At 32.5% G+C, this 19,272-nt stretch carries 21 protein-coding genes; 14 read left to right on the top strand and 7 right to left on the bottom strand.

The annotated features are described in order from the left end of the window. Positions 1-16 precede the first annotated feature (16 nt). Positions 17-253, bottom strand: coding sequence for a putative signal transducing protein (locus tag OD803_RS10880; protein ID WP_131507050.1), 237 nt, complete (start codon positions 251-253; stop codon positions 17-19). Positions 254-446: 193 nt separating this feature from the next. Here OD803_RS10880 and OD803_RS10875 point away from each other — a divergent pair, with 193 nt between their 5' ends. The 3 genes from OD803_RS10875 (at position 447) to OD803_RS10865 (ending at position 3,979) form a co-directional block, all read left to right on the top strand. Continuing rightward, positions 447-1,025 (top strand): fasciclin domain-containing protein, encoded by a 579-nt coding sequence (locus tag OD803_RS10875; RefSeq protein ID WP_262733421.1) that lies wholly within the window; start codon positions 447-449, stop codon positions 1,023-1,025. Positions 1,026-1,218: 193 nt separating this feature from the next. Next, positions 1,219-3,438, top strand: a complete 2,220-nt coding sequence (gene katG, locus OD803_RS10870; RefSeq protein ID WP_262733420.1) for a catalase/peroxidase HPI — start codon at positions 1,219-1,221, stop codon at positions 3,436-3,438. A 73-nt stretch (positions 3,439-3,511) separates the two neighbouring features. Then, on the top strand, positions 3,512-3,979 hold the full coding sequence (locus tag OD803_RS10865) for an ankyrin repeat domain-containing protein (RefSeq protein WP_262733419.1): 468 nt from the start codon (positions 3,512-3,514) through the stop codon (positions 3,977-3,979). 60 nt (positions 3,980-4,039) lie between these two features. On the opposite strand, the gene OD803_RS10860 is transcribed toward OD803_RS10865, so the two are convergent. The 5 genes from OD803_RS10860 to OD803_RS10840 all read right to left on the bottom strand — a co-directional run bounded on the left by OD803_RS10860 (position 4,040) and on the right by OD803_RS10840 (position 8,360). Beyond that, entirely contained in the window at positions 4,040-4,297 is a 258-nt protein-coding gene (locus tag OD803_RS10860; RefSeq protein ID WP_129760290.1) for a DUF6952 family protein, read from the bottom strand. 3 nt (positions 4,298-4,300) lie between these two features. Then, positions 4,301-4,609, bottom strand: coding sequence for a thioredoxin family protein (locus OD803_RS10855; RefSeq protein ID WP_262733418.1), 309 nt, complete (start codon positions 4,607-4,609; stop codon positions 4,301-4,303). A 9-nt stretch (positions 4,610-4,618) separates the two neighbouring features. Continuing rightward, complete coding sequence (locus OD803_RS10850; protein ID WP_129760288.1) at positions 4,619-5,263, bottom strand: peroxiredoxin; 645 nt, start codon at positions 5,261-5,263, stop codon at positions 4,619-4,621. 210 nt (positions 5,264-5,473) lie between these two features. Further along, positions 5,474-6,964 (bottom strand): Na+/H+ antiporter NhaC, encoded by a 1,491-nt coding sequence (nhaC, locus tag OD803_RS10845; protein ID WP_262733417.1) that lies wholly within the window; start codon positions 6,962-6,964, stop codon positions 5,474-5,476. 169 nt (positions 6,965-7,133) lie between these two features. After that, on the bottom strand, positions 7,134-8,360 hold the full coding sequence (locus OD803_RS10840; RefSeq protein WP_129760286.1) for an aminotransferase class I/II-fold pyridoxal phosphate-dependent enzyme: 1,227 nt from the start codon (positions 8,358-8,360) through the stop codon (positions 7,134-7,136). Between the two features lie 161 nt (positions 8,361-8,521). Between OD803_RS10840 and OD803_RS10835 the strand changes: the two genes are divergently transcribed. From OD803_RS10835 to OD803_RS10785, 11 genes are all read left to right on the top strand, one after another. Further along, positions 8,522-8,980 (top strand): Lrp/AsnC family transcriptional regulator, encoded by a 459-nt coding sequence (locus OD803_RS10835; RefSeq protein WP_262733416.1) that lies wholly within the window; start codon positions 8,522-8,524, stop codon positions 8,978-8,980. Between the two features lie 2 nt (positions 8,981-8,982). Next, positions 8,983-9,609, top strand: a complete 627-nt coding sequence (locus OD803_RS10830) for a CPBP family intramembrane glutamic endopeptidase (RefSeq protein ID WP_262733415.1) — start codon at positions 8,983-8,985, stop codon at positions 9,607-9,609. 143 nt (positions 9,610-9,752) lie between these two features. Next, positions 9,753-11,153: a dihydrolipoyl dehydrogenase gene (gene lpdA, locus OD803_RS10825; protein WP_131507035.1), complete on the top strand. Its 1,401-nt coding sequence runs from the start codon at positions 9,753-9,755 to the stop codon at positions 11,151-11,153. A 197-nt stretch (positions 11,154-11,350) separates the two neighbouring features. Further along, positions 11,351-12,046 carry a toxin-antitoxin system YwqK family antitoxin gene (locus OD803_RS10820; RefSeq protein WP_262733414.1) on the top strand — a complete coding sequence of 232 codons (696 nt, stop codon included), beginning with the start codon at positions 11,351-11,353 and terminating at the stop codon, positions 12,044-12,046. An 11-nt stretch (positions 12,047-12,057) separates the two neighbouring features. Further along, positions 12,058-13,233: a toxin-antitoxin system YwqK family antitoxin gene (locus tag OD803_RS10815; RefSeq protein WP_262733413.1), complete on the top strand. Its 1,176-nt coding sequence runs from the start codon at positions 12,058-12,060 to the stop codon at positions 13,231-13,233. Between the two features lie 13 nt (positions 13,234-13,246). After that, the gene (locus OD803_RS10810; RefSeq protein ID WP_262733412.1) at positions 13,247-14,260 is read left to right on the top strand and encodes a WG repeat-containing protein; all 1,014 of its coding nucleotides are present in this window, start codon (positions 13,247-13,249) and stop codon (positions 14,258-14,260) included. A 27-nt stretch (positions 14,261-14,287) separates the two neighbouring features. After that, entirely contained in the window at positions 14,288-15,307 is a 1,020-nt protein-coding gene (locus tag OD803_RS10805) for a hypothetical protein (RefSeq protein ID WP_262733411.1), read from the top strand. Between the two features lie 50 nt (positions 15,308-15,357). Beyond that, complete coding sequence (locus OD803_RS10800; RefSeq protein WP_262733410.1) at positions 15,358-15,921, top strand: hypothetical protein; 564 nt, start codon at positions 15,358-15,360, stop codon at positions 15,919-15,921. Between the two features lie 264 nt (positions 15,922-16,185). Then, complete coding sequence (locus OD803_RS10795) at positions 16,186-16,758, top strand: RNA polymerase sigma factor (protein ID WP_129760279.1); 573 nt, start codon at positions 16,186-16,188, stop codon at positions 16,756-16,758. Further along, positions 16,758-16,931, top strand: coding sequence for a hypothetical protein (locus OD803_RS10790; protein ID WP_165353687.1), 174 nt, complete (start codon positions 16,758-16,760; stop codon positions 16,929-16,931). Before OD803_RS10795 ends, OD803_RS10790 begins: the two co-directional genes overlap by 1 nt. A 22-nt stretch (positions 16,932-16,953) precedes the next feature. Continuing rightward, positions 16,954-17,781 (top strand): mechanosensitive ion channel family protein, encoded by an 828-nt coding sequence (locus OD803_RS10785; RefSeq protein ID WP_262733409.1) that lies wholly within the window; start codon positions 16,954-16,956, stop codon positions 17,779-17,781. Positions 17,782-17,884: 103 nt separating this feature from the next. On the opposite strand, the gene OD803_RS10780 is transcribed toward OD803_RS10785, so the two are convergent. Next, on the bottom strand, positions 17,885-19,252 hold the full coding sequence (locus OD803_RS10780; protein ID WP_131507019.1) for a DEAD/DEAH box helicase: 1,368 nt from the start codon (positions 19,250-19,252) through the stop codon (positions 17,885-17,887). Positions 19,253-19,272: the final 20 nt, after the last annotated feature.

The following is a 19,272-nucleotide window of genomic DNA, read 5'->3' as shown; positions in this document are numbered from 1 at the left end:
TTCATCAGGATTTTTTTTATACTTTAAGTTCAGATTTTACTGACTCTACAATGGGTAGTGCGTTGTCCAATTCGTCTTTGTTAACAAAGAGTTCTTGAAATCCTTGAATGGATGACCCAAAACCAGCAAGCCTACCAGATTCTGATTCGTCTTTAATAATAGCATTAATGCCAATGCTTTGTAATCTGTCCAATACCAATTGCACAATAATAAAATTACCTGAAAACACTTTTATATAATTAACATCTTCCATAATAATTCGCTTTAAATTCTTTCTATAAGATACAAAAAAAGTACCATAGAATTTCAAAATAAAACAAAAATTTAACTAGGTAACAAAGCATGACTAGTTTGATGAATTACTGAGGACTTTTATTTTTTTAAAACCGCTTGATGAGTTTTTTCGTTTATATACCAAACAATTATAAACTTAAATCTAAAGTATTATGAAAAAGATTAAATTATTCAGTTCAATTATTTTGTTAGCAACATTTACTATAGGCACAAATACTATAGCACAAAGCAAAATGAAGAAAGAGGATACCAAAATGGTAGGTGGAGCTGCAATGTACCCAAGTAAAAATATTGTAGAAAATGCTCTAAACTCTAAAGACCACACTACACTAGTTGCAGCAGTAAAAGTAGCAGGATTAGTTGACGTGTTAATGAGCGAGGGACCTTTTACAGTTTTTGCACCTACAAATGATGCTTTTGGTAAGTTGCCAAAGGGTACAGTTGAAAACCTATTAAAGGAAGAAAATATTACTACACTGCAAACAGTATTAAAATATCATGTGGTTGCAGGAAAATGGAGTGCTAGTGACGTTATGGGAATGATAAAGAAAGGAGATGGAAAAGCAAAAATAGAAACTGTAAGTGGTGGATGGTTAACAGCATGGGCCAAAGGAGGAGATGTTTACATTACTGATGAAAATGGTAACTCAGCTAAAGTTACAATAGCAGATGTTAACCAATCCAATGGAGTTATACACGTTGTTGATACAGTGCTTCTTCCAAAATCATAATAAAGTTGTATTAGTCATTAATAAAGGTCTCAATTGAGACCTTTTTTTTGTTTTAATTACTGTTTGTTATTGAATTTTTATTTTCTATAAGTTTTATCAATAATAATATTATTTATAAAAATGTAATTTTTAATCTTTTAGGATGCATTTTTCTTAATTTTATAGAATATAGAATCATAAAAAAATAATAAAAATGGAAAACAATAATCATTCTAACAATTCAGACCCAAACAAGTGTCCTTTTTTAAGCGGAAAGCAAAATACTGTTGGTGGAGGTGGAGTAAAGAATAGAGATTGGTGGCCAAATGAATTAAAATTAAATATTTTAAGACAACATGCTGCAAAATCGAATCCACTAGGAGAAAATTTTAATTATGCTGAAGCATTTAATAGTATAGACTTTGCAGAATTAAAACAAGATGTTTTAAATCTTATGACCGACTCGCAAGATTGGTGGCCTGCAGACTATGGCCATTATGGAGGTTTTATGATTCGTATGGCATGGCATAGTGCAGGTACTTACAGAGTTGGAGATGGTCGTGGAGGAGCAGGAACAGGCAATCAGCGCTTTGCACCAATAAATAGCTGGCCAGATAACGGAAACTTAGACAAAGCAAGATTATTATTATGGCCAATAAAAAAGAAGTACGGTAATAAAATCTCGTGGGCAGATTTAATGATTCTTGCAGGAAACTGTGCGTTAGAGTCTATGGGATTCCCAACCTTTGGTTTTGCTGGTGGACGAGAAGATATTTGGGAACCTGAGCAAGATGTATATTGGGGAAGCGAAACAGAATGGGGAGCAAACGAAGAGCGTTATGGAAATAGCGATAACTACAATGAACGAGATTTAGAAGATCCTCTTGCTGCTGTTATGATGGGATGGATTTACGTAAACCCTGAAGGTCCAGATGGAAAACCAGACCCAATGGGTTCAGCTAAAGATGTAAGAGAAACTTTTGGTCGTATGGCAATGAATGATGAAGAAACAGTTGCTCTTGTTGCTGGTGGTCATACTTTTGGTAAAGCACATGGAGCTGCAGATCCTGGTCAATATGTAGGTGCTGAACCACATGGTGCACCAATAGAGCAAATGAGTACTGGTTGGAAAAACACTTATAAAAGTGGTGTGTTAGACGATACAATTACTAGTGGTATTGAAGGTGCTTGGACACCAAACCCAACGCAATGGGATGCCGATTATTTTGATGTGTTATTAAATTATGATTGGGAATTAACCAAAAGTCCTGCAGGAGCACATCAATGGACGCCAACAGCAGCGTCTAAAGCACGTATGGCTCCAATGGCAGGTGATGCTTCTAAGAGGCAAGCTTTAATGATGACTACTGCAGATATTGCTTTAAAAACAGATCCTGAATATTTAAAAATCTCACAACGCTTTCATAAAGACCACAAAGCTTTTGAAGATGCTTTCGCTAGAGCTTGGTATAAGTTAACGCACAGAGATATGGGACCAATTGATCGTTACTTAGGGCCAGAAGTTCCTAGTGAGCAACTAATTTGGCAAGATCCTGTTCCTAAAGTGGATTATAAACTAAGCGACAGTGACATTACCTCATTAAAGAAAATGATTTTAGCGTCAGGTTTGTCAATTTCTGAATTGGTAAGAACAGCTTGGGCTTCGGCTTCAACGTATAGAGATTCTGATAAACGAGGTGGAGCAAATGGAGCACGATTAAGATTAGAGCCACAACGCAGTTGGAAAGTAAACAATCCAGAAGAATTAAATAAAGTTTTGGGCGTTTATGAAGGTATTCAAAACCAATTTAACGGAACAATTTCTATGGCAGATTTAATTGTGCTAGGAGGTGTTGCTGCTATAGAAGAAGCTGCTAGTAACGCAGGTCATAACATTTCAGTGCCTTTTGCTCAAGGTAGAGGAGATGCTACTCAAGAGCAAACTGATGTTGAGCAATTCAACTATTTAAAACCACTAGGCGATGGATTTAGAAATTATATGAATTCTAATGTTAAGGTTGCTCCTGAAGATTTATTAGTAGATAAAGCTAATCTTATGGCATTGTCTATTCCTGAAATGTCTGTATTAGTAGCAGGTTTAAGGGTTTTAGGTGCTAACTATGATGGTTCTAAGCATGGAGTATTTACTGATAATGTAGGGCATCTTACCAATGACTTTTTCAAGAATTTAGTAGATATGACCTACACATGGAGTGCAACTTCTAGTGATGACCAATTATTTGAAGGAAGAGATAGAAGAACTGGTGAAGTGAAGTTTACAGGTACTCGTGCCGATTTAATTTTTGGTTCAAATACTGAATTAAGAGCAGTAGCTGAAGTATATGCAGCCGATGATGCTGAAGAGAAATTTGTTAAAGATTTTGTGGCAGCTTGGACTAAAGTGATGAATGCTGATAGATTTGATTTGAAATAATTGATAAATAGTAACTCTAAAAAGGAATGCATTAGTTATGTAATGTGTTCCTTTTTTTATTGAATACATAGATATGAACGAAAACGAATTATTTTTTAGAACCATACAGTCTGGTAATACCGAAAATATAAAACTTCAACTTGATAGAAACCCTAAACTAGTTAGTATAACTGATGCAAGAGGTTTTACGCCTTTAATTTTTGCTAGCTACTTTGATAAAGAAGATATTGCTAAAGTGTTATTAGAGCATCATGCAGATATTAATGGAAAGGATGCTTCTGGTAATACAGCCTTAATAGGAGTGAGTTTTAAAGGAAATCTTGCATTAGTTGAGATGTTGCTAAAACATAATGCTAATGTAAATGCGCAAAACAATAATGGTACAACCGCTTTAATGTATGCAACACAATATAACCAAGAGGCAGTTGTAGATGTGCTTTTAGCCCATAATGCTGATAAATCACTTAAAGATTTTGAAGGTAAAACAGCTTTGGATTATGCTAAAGAAAAAGAATTAAAGACAATAGCAGAGAAATTATAAAACATAAAAAAACCACTTCTTTTGAAGTGGTTTTTTATTCTTCTTTTTCAATTAATGTTATTATTTATCGATAGATCCAAGAACACGAGACATAAAAGTATTTAAAGCTTCCTTTTTTGGTGTGCCATCTTTTACCATTTTGTGTACTTCAATTGCACCATACATATTAGAAATTAATTCACCTATAACATCTAACTCTTCATCTTTTAATGATGGTACTTCGGTTAGGTTTTCTAAGGTTTCAATAGTCTCTAATACGAAGTCTTCGTCATTATCTTCGATAAACTGGGTTAATTGTTTTATTACTGGTAATTTCATAATTTAAATAACTTCATTAACAAGTTCTTTTAAAACATCGAACTTATTAGTTTGTACTTGATTTTTGAATTCACCATTTTTAAAAGTAGCAAACGTAGGTAAGTTATCTACAGTTGCTAATTTTCTACTCTCAGGAAATTTTTCAGCATCAGCAATAACGAAAGTAATATTTTCATTTTCTGTTGCTAATTTCTTGAACTTTGGCTTCATTATACGACAGTTTCCACACCAAGTTGCTGAGTATTGCACAACAACTGTATCGTTTTCAGAAACTATACTTTGTAAATTGTCTTGATCTAATTCTTGAACCATAACTAATACTTAGTTTAAGTGTGCTTTTAAATACTCTTTTGTACCTTGAGCATTAGCTTGCATTGCATCTTTACCTTCTTCCCAGTTAGCAGGACAAACTTCACCTTTTTCTTGTACGTGAGTTAAAGCATCGATGAGTCTTAAATATTCATTTACATTTCTACCAAGTGGCATGTTGTTGATGCTCTCGTGTTGTACGATACCTTCTTCATCAATGATGTAAGTAGCTCTGTAAGTTACGTTATCGCCATCTACAGTTACAACTCCAGTTTCTTCGTTGTAAGTTTCGTTAGAGATATCTAAAATACCAAGAGTTGATGCTAAGTTTCTGTTAGAATCAGCTAAAAGAGGGTAAGTTACACCTTCAATTCCACCATTATCTTTAGCAGTACTTAACCAAGCAAAATGAACTTCAGCAGTATCACAAGAAGCTCCAATTACTATGGTGTTACGTTTTTCAAACTCACCTAAAGCAGCTTGAAAAGCGTGTAATTCAGTAGGACATACGAAAGTGAAATCTTTCGGGTACCAAAATAATACTACTTTTTTGTTATTGTTTTTTGCTTCTTCAAGAACGTTTAATTTAAAGGTGTCACCCATTTCGTTCATTGCGTTTACATTTAAATCTGGAAATTGTTTTCCTACGAATGCCATGTTTATTTATTTTTTAAGTGATTATTAATTTCACTACAAACATAAGGACTTAAACAGCGTGTTTTGATAGAAATAAATAATATAAAATTATATACAAATAGTATTAGAATATGGCATCAAAATTAGGTGTTGATTTTTGTTAAATCAGCAATTATTGATACTCTAAAATATCAACTTGGTAAAATGAGTTTAAAATGATTGAATTAATAATTATTTCTTAGCAGATAATTGTTTGATTTTAATCGAAAACGCAGCAAAAGTTAAGGTCATAAAAGGGCTTAACCAGTTAAATATGGCGAAAAAGAAATAATCTACAACAGGTACTCCAAGCACACCACTTTGGTAGGCTCCACAAGTATTCCATGGTACTAAAACAGAAGTTACAGTACCAGAATCTTCAAGGGCTCTACTTAGGTTTTCTGGAGCTAACCCTTTATCTTCATAAGCTTTTTTAAACATTTTTCCAGGGACAACTAATGCTAAGTATTGGTCTGATGCTGTAATATTTAAAGCTAAACAACTAGCCACTGTACTTGCAAAAAGACCAAATGTGGTTGTTGCTAAACTTAGTAGTGCTTGACTAATTCTTGTTAATGCTCCAATGGCATCCATAACACCACCAAAAACCATTGCACAAAGAATTAACCAAATGGTTCCTAACATACCATACATTCCTTTTCCTGAAGCAGAAAATAAATCTTGTAGTGTTTCATTGTCAGTAGCTATTGTGGTTTTTACTGTAATGGCATCCATAACACCTTTGTAAGCAGAAGTTAATGTTAAAGAGTCAGTTCCTGCAATTTGTGTGACTATGTGCGGTTGAAATAGCAATGCAAAAATTCCTCCTAATAAAGTTCCTATTAAAAGGGCAACAAGTGGAGGTGTTTTTTTTATAATGAGTGCAATAACAATTATTGGAACTAAAAACAGCCAACCATTAATATTAAAAGTACTATCAATGTCATTAAGAAGTAAAGAGGTATCAGCATTTCCTGTTGCGTCTTGCGTAAATCCTAAAATGATAAATACTATTAATGTGATTACAATTGTAGGCACTGTGGTTAAAGCCATATACTTTATATGTGTAAATAATTCACTTCCTGCCATGGCTGGAGCAAGGTTTGTAGTATCACTTAATGGAGACATTTTATCTCCAAAATAAGCACCAGATAAAACAGCACCTGCTGTCATTCCTAAAGAAACACCAAGCGCTTCGCCAATACCAACTAAGGCAATACCAACGGTTGCTGAAGTTGTCCAAGAACTTCCTGTAGCTACTGATATGATTGCACATATAATTACACAAGCAGCTAAAAATATGGTAGGATTTAGTATATGTAAACCATAATATATCATCGCAGGAATAATACCACTAATAAGCCATGTTCCTGCCAAAGCACCAACCATAAGTAAAATTAAAATAGCTCCTGTGGTTGATTTTACATTTTCAGCCACTTCATCAATCATTTGGCTAAACGTTACTTTATTATAAAAGCCAACAACAGCGGCAACAGCAGCGCCTAAAAGTAAGATAAACTGATTGCTACCACTAAGCGCATTATCACCATAAACAAATACATTAAAAGCTAGCATACCAACCAAAGCAATAACAGGTATTAAAGCTTCCCATATATTTAATTGTTTGTTTTCAACAAAATGTTCATCTTGTGGTTGTCTAGGCTTTATATCTTGGCTTTCCATAGGTGTTGGTTAGAAGTTTTATAGATGTAATGTTACGATAATGTTGTCTATAAAGCAAATGCAGATGTTTAACTGTTTTTAAATACTTGAATTATAATGATTTTGTAAAATAAAAAAGACGCTTTCGGTTTCTGAAAGCGTCTTTAGTGTATTAATTATGTCAAAAAAATTAAACTAAGCTAGCTTCACTTTTTTTATCTAAGATGTTTAAAGATTCCATACATTCACGCATCATGTTGTATGTACGTTCAATATCAGCATCTAGTCCTATAGAAAAACGAATAAGACCATCGCTTAATCCCATTTCTTTTTGCTCATCTTCTGGTATTTCAGAAGATGTTGAAGAACCTGGAGCAGAGAATAATGTTTTATAAAATCCTAAACTTACCGCAAGATACCCAAGGTTCTTTTCTTGCATTAGCTCCATAAGTGCATTGGCCTTATCAAGTGAACCAACATCTATGGTAAGCATACCTCCAAAACCATATTTTTCATTCATCATGCTTTTAAATAACTCATGTGAAGGATGCGATTCTAATCCTGGATATACCGTTTTTAAACCATCTGCTTCAAATTTTTGAGCTAAATAGGTAGCGTTATGGCTATGCTGTTGCATTCTTATGTGTAGTGTTCTTAAGTTTTTTAAAACAGAAGCAGAGCGTAAACTATCCATTGTGCTTCCTAATAGCATGCAAGCACCATCATTAACGTTTCTTAATGCGTCAATAAACTCTTGAGTTCCGCATACAACGCCACCAACAGTATCGCTAGAACCATTAATAAATTTTGTTAAACTGTGTATTACAATATCAGCACCTAATTTAACAGGTGATATTGATAATGGTGAAAACGTATTGTCTACTACAAGCTTTAAATTATGTTTTTTAGCTATGGCAGCGAGACCCTTTATGTCTGCAACTTCTAATAAAGGATTACTAACTGACTCGCAGTATAAAACTTTAGTGTTTTCGGTAATTGCTGCTTCAACAACATCTAGTTTAGTAATATCAACAAATGAGGTACTAATATTAAGTTTTGGTGTGAAATTTTTAAGAAACGCATAAGTACCACCGTAAATAGTTCTACTAGATACCACATGATCTCCAGCACCACAAAGCTGTAAAATTACAGGTGTAATGGCTCCCATTCCTGATGCGGTTACCGTTGCAGTTTCAGTACCTTCCATAGCGGCAAGCGCTTCTCCCAAATAAAGGTTAGAAGGAGAGGAGTGACGAGAATAAAGGTAGCAACCATCTGCATTACCTTCAAACGTATCAAACATAGTTTTAGCTGATAAAAAGGTGTAAGTAGATGAATCTGAAATAGAAGGGTTAACACCTCCAAACTCACCAAAATATTGTAAGTCTTGTATATTATTTGCGGGTTTAAATGACATAGTAAAGTGTATTTAGTTAATACATCAAAAATCCGAATAAATAGATGTATTATCAATATATATGTGTAATTTTAGATTATTAATCTATTATTTGCTACTTTTGTAAAAATATTTTACGAATTGAATCTGCTAACATGTTAGTTTGAAGAAAATTTTTCAATATGATTTTTGACGATATAGATAAAAAGCTTCTGCATTTGCTTCAGCAGGATAGTAAACAAACCAATAAAGAGTTGTCGTTAAAACTGAATTTATCGGTAACTGCTGTTTACGAGCGTATCAAAAAGTTAGAGCGCGAAGGCGTTATCAATAAATATGTAGCGCTAATTAAGAAAGAAAAGATTGATAAGTCGTTTATTGCTTTCTGCCATATAAAACTCATTCAGCACACTCAAGAATATGTGGTTAAATTTGAAAAAGATGTTGCTAATTTAGAGGAAGTCGTAGAGTGTTTTCATATTAGTGGCGATTATGATTACCTTTTAAAAGTTATAGTAAGCGATATGGAAGCCTTTAGGGAGTTTATGGTTAATAAATTAACTTCTATAAACCATATTGGTAGTACACACAGCATGTTTGTAATTAACGAAGTAAAACACACAACATCAATACGCGTTTAATTATGAAATCTAACGCTTATAAACTCATAGAGTTTTTCATTATTTTTATTCTAATACCAATAAGTTTTGCGTTAGAGTATTCACCATTTATTAAGTTGGGTATTGGGTTTGTAGGATTCTTGTATGTCATATATTTATTACTTAAAGTTGAGCGGAAAAAATTTAAAGTAGCCCAAGGCTTAAACTGGAAACAGTTTTGGAGAGAAACTTTAATAAAATTAGCCATTATAGCAGTTTTAACCACGCTTTTTGTTTGGTTTACTGATAATGCTCGTTTATTTGAAGTGTTGTTAAACAAGCCCTTGCTGTGGTTGGTCATTTTGTTTGTTTATAGTGTGTTTTCGGTCTATCCTCAAGAACTTATTTATAGAACGCTTTTTTTTGAAAGATACGCTGTATTGTTTCAAAGCACCTCTTTTGCAATAGTTTTAAATGCAGTAGTGTTTTCATTAGCACACATCATGTTTAAAAGTACTTTGGTGCTTGTTTTAACCTTTCTTGGCGGACTCTTGTTTGCACTAACCTATACCAAAACAAAATCAACACTTTTGGTTTCCATTGAGCACGCTATTTATGGGTCTTGGTTGTTTACAGTAGGCATGGGAACTATGCTAGGTTTTCCTTCTTAAAGCGAAATGAGTTTTAGAGATTTACAAATCGTAATACTCAAGTAAATTATAGCTTTAAAATTAGTGAACTCACATTCGTAAATAAAAATACAATGTTGTATTTTTGTAATAGTTTTAAATAAAATCTGACAAAAAACAATCTTATGAATTCATACGATGTAGCCGTTATAGGCTCTGGTCCTGGTGGATATGTTGCAGCTATCCGTTGCGCTCAACTAGGAATGAAAACTGCAATCATTGAAAAATATTCAACTTTAGGAGGAACTTGCCTTAACGTTGGTTGTATACCAAGTAAAGCACTTTTAGACTCGTCTCACCATTACGAAGATGCTATTAAGCATTTTGAAGAGCATGGAATTGATATTTCTGGTGAGGTTAAGGTAAACTTAGAAAAAATGATTGCTCGTAAGCAATCTGTAGTAGACCAAACTACAGGTGGAATTGATTTCTTAATGAAGAAGAATAAGATTGATGTATATGAAGGTTTAGGAAGCTTTAAAGATGCTACTCATATCCTTATCAAAGGAGAAAAAGAAGAAGAAATTGAAGCTAAAAACACCATTATAGCAACAGGTTCTAAGCCATCTAGCTTACCATTTATTAATATTGATAAAGAACGTGTAATCACTTCTACTGAAGCGTTAAAACTTAAAGAAGTTCCTAAACATTTAATTGTAATTGGTGGTGGAGTTATTGGTCTTGAACTAGGTCAAGTATATAAGCGTTTAGGAGCTGAGGTTTCTGTTGTGGAGTATGCAGATAGAATTTTACCAACAATGGATGCAGGTGTTTCTAAGGAGTTGAATAAAGTATTGAAAAAACAAAAATTCAACATCAATGCCTCTCATAAAGTAAAATCGGTAGAGCGTGTTGGAGATGAAGTTATCGTTAAAGCTGATAATAAAAAAGGCGAAGAAGTAGAATTTAAAGGCGATTACTGTTTAGTATCAGTAGGTCGTCGTCCTTATACAGATGGTTTAAATGCCGAAGCTGCTGGAGTAAAAATAAACGACAGAGGTCAAGTTGAAGTAAATGACCATTTACAAACAAGCGCTTCAAACATTTATGCAATAGGAGATGTTATTAAAGGTGCAATGTTAGCGCATAAAGCTGAAGAAGAAGGTGTTTTTGTTGCTGAAACCTTAGCAGGACAAAAACCACATATAGATTATAACTTAATTCCTGGTGTTGTTTACACTTGGCCAGAAGTTGCAGCTGTTGGTAAAACCGAAGAGCAACTTAAAGAAGCTGGAGTAGAGTATAAGGTAGGACAATTTCCAATGCGTGCTTTAGGACGTAGTAGAGCAAGTATGGATCTTGATGGATTTGTAAAAGTTTTAGCTGATAAAACTACCGATGAAATTTTAGGAGTACACATGGTTGGTGCTCGAGCTGCTGATATGATTGCTGAAGCCGTTGTAGCTATGGAATATAGAGCAAGTGCTGAAGATGTATCTCGTATGTCTCATGCACATCCAACATTTACTGAAGCTATTAAAGAAGCAGCTTTAGCTGCAACTGGAGATAGAGCTTTACATGTGTAGATTTATAAAATTGTTATCCTGAATTAAATTCAGAATCTAAAAAAAGCGAGCCATAAGGTTCGCTTTTTTTGTTTTAGATAGAATGAAAGACAAAGGAAAGCGTAAGAAAATACTCAAAATGAGTATATAAACATATTCATATAATCTTTAGATTTGTTAAAATGTAAGTTATTTCTTAAACCCTAGAATCTACCATTATGAGAAACATAAATAAAAACTTCATCATCCTATTTATAATATTAAACACGATTTCAGTTTTCAGTCAAAATAATAATACACCAACAGAACTTGGAGCAGATGTTATGTTTACAGTTTTTGAAGCTACAGGTGGTGGACCAAAAATGGTTCTGCTCTTACAGAAAAAAGATGGTACAGAAGTAACCTTAGAAGAATTTGATAGTTTTTCATATCAAGATAAACCAGGAATTCCTGAAGGTTTTAAAGAGTTAAAATTAGAAGACGGAAACTATACGTTTGATAATTTTTTTCAGCGTGCAGACTTCGAGTATCATGGTTTTATTTATAAAGGCAGATGTGTATTGTTTTTCCATCCAACTACGGTAATTCTTGATGTAAAATTCCGTCAAATAGTACGCAAATCTTGGTATGAATTTTCAGAAACTGATTTAAAAATAGAGTCTGAAGAATATTTTGACAATGGAAAAATATCTACCAAAGGATTTATAAAAAAGGATGGTAGTAAAACAGGAGAATGGAAGCATTATGATAAAGAAGATGGTCACCTAAAGATGTTAGGAACGTATGAGAATAATAATAGAGTTGGAGTATGGAAAGTATATGATAGCAATGGAAAGGTAAAGGAAGAAGTAAACTTCAGTAAAAAAAGTGAAGGCAATGCTTTCGAGTATTTTTCTAAAAAACAAAAAAACTAAATGTTATAACCATGAAAAAAAACCTACTACTAATTACAACATTACTCTTCACGAGTATAGTTTCTGCACAATGGACAGAATTGGTCGAAATGGCAGAAGAGAGAAACAAACCAGAAGAATACTATGAGTATCATGACAATGGAAATGTACTACTAAAAGCATTTAAAGATAAAAACACTAAGGATGGTGAAATTGTTCTAACAGGTGAGTTTATAATTTATTATGAAGATGGAACCAAGAGGATGAGCGGCACCCTACTCAAAGGTAAAAAAGATGGATATATATTTAATTATAATGAAAAAGGAATAATAACAGATATGGAAAATTATTCTTTAGATGTTTTAAATTCTAGAGACACATATTATGAAAGTGGTAAATTAAAAAAGGTCAATAATTTTGAAAACGATTTATTAAATGGCGAGTTTAAAGAATTTTATGAAAGCGGGAAATTAAAATATCATTTATATTATAAAGACAATAAACATCACGGTGAAGGTAAAACCTATTATGAAAACGGTAATTTAGAATCTAAGGGAAACCTAATTGAAGGCAAACAAGATGGATTGTGGAAGTATTATTATGATAATGCATCATTGGCATCAGAAGTAGTCTTTAAAAATGGAGAAATAGTTTCTCAAAAAGAATACGATCGAAAAGAAGAGTCTAATACTAATGATTATGATGATATGTTTTATTGGTCAGACTCCTATTCTTCATCTAATGAGGATATTGATAAAGCCTTTAAAGAGTTAACATCAGTTAGAAGTTTACAGTTAGTAAGTATAGATGAAATAAAAAATAATTCTGGTTATTTTGGAAGCAATAACTCTACCACACATAGTTTTAAAATTAAAACAGATGAAAGCACCAGAAAATTATTTGCTTCAATAAGGTATGAAGCAGATAAAGTATATTATAATGGACGTTATTATTATGATGTATTATATGATGTGCAAATAATATTTGATGATGTTTATGAAGTGTATCAAAATGGTGATAAAATTGAATTTGTTTTTTATGAAGATTATGGGTTTTTAAGAAGAGCAAAACCACAAGGCGAATATTGGTCTGATTATGTTAAAAATGAATTTAACTTTTCAATTACTATTTATGACGATGACATTAGAGAAGAAACATTAAAGAATTTTAAGTACTTAGTCGAAAACCCAATTATGAAACGTGAATAATAAACATAAACAGATGAAACAACCTATTGGTGTGAAAAAAACAGCTTTTATTATCTCACTTTTTTTATTTTCTAGCTTTGTTATAGCCCAAGATATATCAGACAAACAAATCCTAAAACATATTAAAGGAAAAGAAATTGAGTGGATTACTGACGAAAATAATTTGGCTAAAGTAAAGATGAAATCTACCAAAAAATGGGGCATTTATCATATAGATGCTTATAAAGATTTGGATGAAGAAATTATCGACTTTGATATGGTAATAGAACCAAAGTTCGATTCTATTGGTTGGTTTAAAAACATGGAGCCTTTTACTATTGTAAAAATCAAAAAAAAATACGGTATTCTTTTAAATCCTTATGAAATACAAGATGCAGCTGAGAGAGCAAAGTGTATCTATGACGCTGTAAAATTAAAGGAAGTAGGTGGTAGATATTATGCGCTTATAAAGCAAAACGAAAAATGGGGACTAGTAGATTGGTTTGAAGATGTAGTTTTAGTAGATCCTATTTTTGATAATCCTGAAGATGTACCTTTGGTTTGGATAGAAGGTTGGGCAAAAGATATGTTTGTAGCCTCAAAGAAAAAATTAAAAGCAGATATACTTATTTTTGATGAAAGTAATGGCGATGGTGTGTTTAAAGCAAGAAATAAAGCCACTAAAAAATGGGGAATGTATCAATCATTAGGCGAAAATGATTTAACAACACTTATACCTGCAAAATACGATAGTATTCGTTTTTTTGGATACAACTCAAAATATACGGCAGTTTACAACAAAGGTAAAGTGGGTATGCATTTGTCGTATTGGAGTTATAATGAAAACACAAAACTGTCAGTACCTTGTGTTTACGAAGAGTATAAAAATTTTGATGCTGATGGTGTACTAAAACTAGCAATGAAAAAAGATGGAAAATGGGGTTGGGTAAACTGGTTAACAGGCAAAGAAGAATCAGAGTTTAAATACAACACGCTCGATGATTTGCCATATCCTTATTATAAACAAGCTATTTGGATTGAAGACTAAATTAATCTTACATTAGTGATTTTATAAATGAATCTTCAACCCTTAAAAATACCAGCAGGTTGGTCAGTTGATTGGAATTTGTTAACCGATACAGATCCAACAGAAGACACCATACATGAGTTTACAGGCAGTTCTCTATTGCTTATCAGTTCACACACACGATTAAAAGCCATTGATGTATCATGGCGACCAGAAGGCGATATTAATGGTGCATACCAACTACAGGTTATATGTTTGTTGCCAAAGTTCAATACTAAAACCAATGCATTAGATTATGAAGGAGTTTGGGAAGCGCCAGAATTAGAGTTTTCTACCAAAAACCGATTAGAACTAGTTGATAAGCTAAATCATTTACTGTTTTATTTAAAGCCTTACACAGATACACGCATTTTGCTACAACCTGGTGTTGTAGACGAACCTAATGAAGCTATAAGGCAAGAGTTGTTAACTAACGATTTAACGGAAGAGCTTGTAGAAAGAATAATGGCATCTAACCATAAAAAACTTCAGGAGTTATTTCTAGACCACAAAGCTGTTTCCTATGCTGATGTAGAAAAATTATCAAAAGAAGGTGCTACTAAAGGCGTAAAAAATAAGGCGAAGCAACTGCTAAACAGCAAGCAGTTTAGAAATCTGAAATCTGAAGCATTATCAGGCGTTGATAAAGCTAAACTCATTTCATTAATTACAAATAAGATGGAAGCTGTTCTTGCAGACTTACAGCAGCTAAAACCAGAAAAAGAATTCACGCTTAAAACCCATGAGCCCAATGGCTATTGGAGTTTCCATTGGAAAAGCACAAAACTCTGGAAAACCGAACATTATTTAAAAGAATGGTTTACTGTTAGTTTATATGGTAATAGTGATGCGTTCTCATTAAGTGGCTCACATAGTATTAAAGATGTTTTTGAACAACTTGAAGAGGGACATTTTCTATATAAAGGAAAAACAATAGAAACCATTTTTAAAATGCTTAATACTATTGAAAAGCAAACAAAAGATGCAGTTTTAAAAGCTATAGACCAACAATTTGACCCTAGTTTCTAAAAAAACAGTAAAAATTACGTAAGTAATTATAACTAACACAATCATTGATTATGATAAAATGCAACCTAATAACTTATGTGCTTTCTATACTTTCAATAGTATTGTTTTTAGGTTGTGATGATGCTAAGAATAAAACAAAAAACGAACTTTTAATAACAAAAGAAATTATTAAAAAGTTTACTGATAATCCGTCAAATGACTTTTATGCTAATTGTATATTTCAAAAAGGACTTCCTATTGTATTTAATAAAAAAGAAAATCTAGAATTAGTAAAGGCAACATTAAACCTCAATGATGATTTTGAGACTAAAGTAAAAAATGCAGAAGGTTTTACTATTCCAGACACTTTACTACCTAAACTAAATATCATCACTCAAAAGCAAATAGATAGTTTAGAAGCTATAAAACATACTAAAGACAGAAGAACAATTTATGAAGAGTTAGGTTGTTTAGATGGTTTGTTAAGTGTTACCAAACCAATTTACAACTATGAAAAAACTAAAGCTTATATAAGTCTGTATTTTCATTGCTCAGGAATTTGTGAAAAAAAAGGTATGTTTATTTTGAGCTTAGAAAACAATTTGTGGTCAATAGAGAAAACCTTAGTTGACTAAAATTATTTTAATACTTTTTTCTACGCTTTTTTTATTTTTTTGTTGTCTCTGGTTTTAATTTTTCACAATTCTTTTAACTAAAAGATATTTCTTACTGCTTGATTGTGTGTGTATAGTGTACTTTGAAATTGCACATTCTTCAACTTAAATAAATCTGTTTTTCAAGAAGATTTAGTAAATTAAAAAAAAGTTATACAAAAATGTGACTTTAATTAGATGTAGGTGTCTAAATATAAAACCATATTTAAAATTATTCCCTAGCTATTGGAAACCATTAATAACATTAATGCAGTATCTGATGAGGATTTGGTAAGAAAAATTGTCAAAACCAACGATACATTGCTTTTTGAAGTGCTATATGACAGGTATGCCACTATGGTGTATAATAAGTGCTACGGTTTCGCAAAGGATGAAGATGAGGCAAAAGATTTGACTCAAGATGTGTTTTTAAAGCTCTTTGTTAAATTGGCTAGTTTTAAAGAAAAATCAAAATTTTCTACTTGGCTTTATGCATTTACATACAACCACTGTGTAAACTATGTTACTAGAAACACAGCAAAAAAAATAGAAAAGAACGCTGTAGATTATCAAGATATTGAGAACATTTCTTTTGAAGAAGATGATAAAGATTTCCTTCAAATGAAAGTTCATAATTTAAAAGAAGCCCTGAACCTAATTTCTCCTGAGGAGAAAATGATTTTATTACTAAAATACCAAGATTACCTTTCTATAAAGGAAATTGAAAGTGTTTTAGGTATTGGAGAAAGCGCAGTGAAGATGAGAATTAAGCGCGCCAAGGACAAACTTATTAATGAGTATAAAAACAACTTTGAGTAATGGAAAATCCGTTTAAGCAAATAGACAAGCCTTTAAAAGAGGTGCCTGATGAATTGAAGGCAAAAGTCATGAATGATATTGCCATTGCTAAATTACTTATGGAACTAGCTAGTCTGTTTTCAGTAGACGTGGCAAAAATTATTGAAGCAACTATTAAAGAAAGGAACAAATAAAAATCAACTAAAAAAGCAATACATGGAAAAAATAACTGAATGGAACGAAGACGTGATGAACTCTTTGTCTGTTATGACTACCGAAATAGGTAAGGTAATACCCAATATAATTGGTGCTATTGTAGTATTAATTATTGGATGGATACTTACAAAAGTAGTTGTTGGTATTATCAAAAAAGCATTAAAGTTTGCTAAAGCTGATAAGCTTGATGATAAGATTAATGAAATAGAAATTTTTGAAGGTAAAAAGTTAAACTTCAATATTATAAAAATCACCTCAAAGTTTGTAAAATGGGTAATGTATATCATGTTAATCATCGTAGTTTCTGATATACTAAACTTAACAATGGTTTCTGAAGAGATAAGCAACTTACTTCGTTATTTACCTCAATTATTTACAGCTTTAGTCATTTTTACAGTTGGATTGTTATTAGCAAACTTTGTCAAAAAGTCGATTAGATCATTTTTTGAATCTATGGAGCTTTCAGGTGCAAAAATTATAAGTCAAATAGTGTTTTTGTTAATTCTAGTGTTTGTGTCAGTTACAGCTTTAAACCAAGCAGGAGTTGACACTGATATTATCACTAGCAATATCACTATGATAATGGCTGCCTTTTTACTAGCGTTTGCTTTGGCATTTGGTTTTGGAGCAAAGGTAGTAGTAGGAGATATTTTAAGAACCTATTACGCAAGAAGAACCTATGAGATAGGACAAATCATAGAGTACAATGGTAAAACGTATGAGGTTTTAGCTATTGAAAACATATCAGTAATATTAAAAACTGATACAGGAAAACTTATTGTTCCAATTAAAGATATATCCGAAAGTCACATTAAGGTACAAGGTTAACTATAGTTAGGGTTATAGTAATTTAAATTTGGTTAATATTTAAAGAACCTTGATACCTTGTGGCTTTCTTAAACCCTTTTCATTAATTTGAAGAGGGTTTTTTTTATTTCCTTTTCTTTTTTTTGTTGTAGTTTTTGTCGCCTCTAGTTTTAGGCTTCTTATATTTTTTGGCTATTTCTCTTCGGTACGAACCGCCTTGGTTTGTTTTCTTGTTTTTTTCTTTCTTTTCATGAAAAGCAGCACCAGGTTCATAATCGTCTTTGTTACGTTTTAAAGGGTTGTAATGTTCCTTTATTTGTGGTCGTTCTTCTTCAATTAATTCTGTAGAAATAGTTACTTCCTCAGGAAATTCAATTAATGCTATTTTTAAATTCATGTAGTTTTCAATAGCTTCAATGTAATCCTGCTCGTCTTCGGTAGAAAATACAATACTGGTTCCTGAGTTTTCAGCTCTACCAGTTCTACCTATTCTATGCATATAGTTTTCAGGATATTTTGGTGTGTCAAAATTTATTACATGACTTACATTGTCAATATCCAAACCACGAGCCATAACATCTGTAGCTATTAAAATACGATGTTCGCCACTTTCAAAAGCTTCAATACTACGTAGTCTGTAGTTTTGTGTTTTGTTGGAGTGAATCACACAGCAATTACCAGGAAAGATGTCTTCTAGCTTTTCAAACAAGCGGTCAGCCATTTTTTTATTAGACACAAAAATCAGCACTTTATTAAAAGTTGCTTTATCAAATAGCACGTGTTCTAGTAGGTTAACCTTTGTGTAAAAGTTCTTTACCTCGTAGCGTTGTTGTATAATGTTTTCAAGAGGTGTTCCTGTAACAGCAACAGTAACGCGTTGTGGATTGATGAAAAAGTTTGTGATTAATTCATCTACATCTTCGGTCATAGTTGCTGAAAACATAATGTTTTGTCTGCGTTCAGGTAAAATATCGAAAATGTTCATGAGCTGATGTCTAAACCCAAGGTCTAACATAACATCAACTTCGTCAATAACCAATTTTTGAATAGACTTAAGCTGTAACACTCTACTCATTGCTAGGTCGTACAATCTACCTGGAGTAGCAACTATAATGTCGGTTCCTTGAGCAACAGCTTGCTTTTGAGTATTGATGTTTGTACCACCATAAACACCCAAAATTCTATTATTGATGTATTTAGAAAGTTTTTCAATTTCCTCAACAACTTGTACAACCAATTCTCGAGTTGGTACCAAAACCAATACGCGTGGGTTTTCTTGTCTAGAATATTTTAGGTTTCTAAGTATAGGAAGCATGTAGGCAAAGGTTTTACCAGTACCTGTTTGTGCAATTCCTACCACATCTTTACCAGATGCTACAACATTAAATGCTTCCGATTGTATAGGAGTTGGTTTTACAAATCCTAAATCGTCAATGGCATTGTAAAGTGGTGTGTTAAGGTTTAAGTCCTGAAAAGTAACATCGTGTTCCATGTTGCAAAAATAGGCTTAAT

Origin of the sequence: Gaetbulibacter sp. NE, from assembly GCF_025548475.1 — a bacterium.
GTDB lineage: Bacteria > Bacteroidota > Bacteroidia > Flavobacteriales > Flavobacteriaceae > Gaetbulibacter_B > Gaetbulibacter_B jejuensis.
The sequence above is the reverse complement of the archived record's forward strand: the minus strand, read 5'-3'. Positions and strand labels throughout refer to the sequence as shown.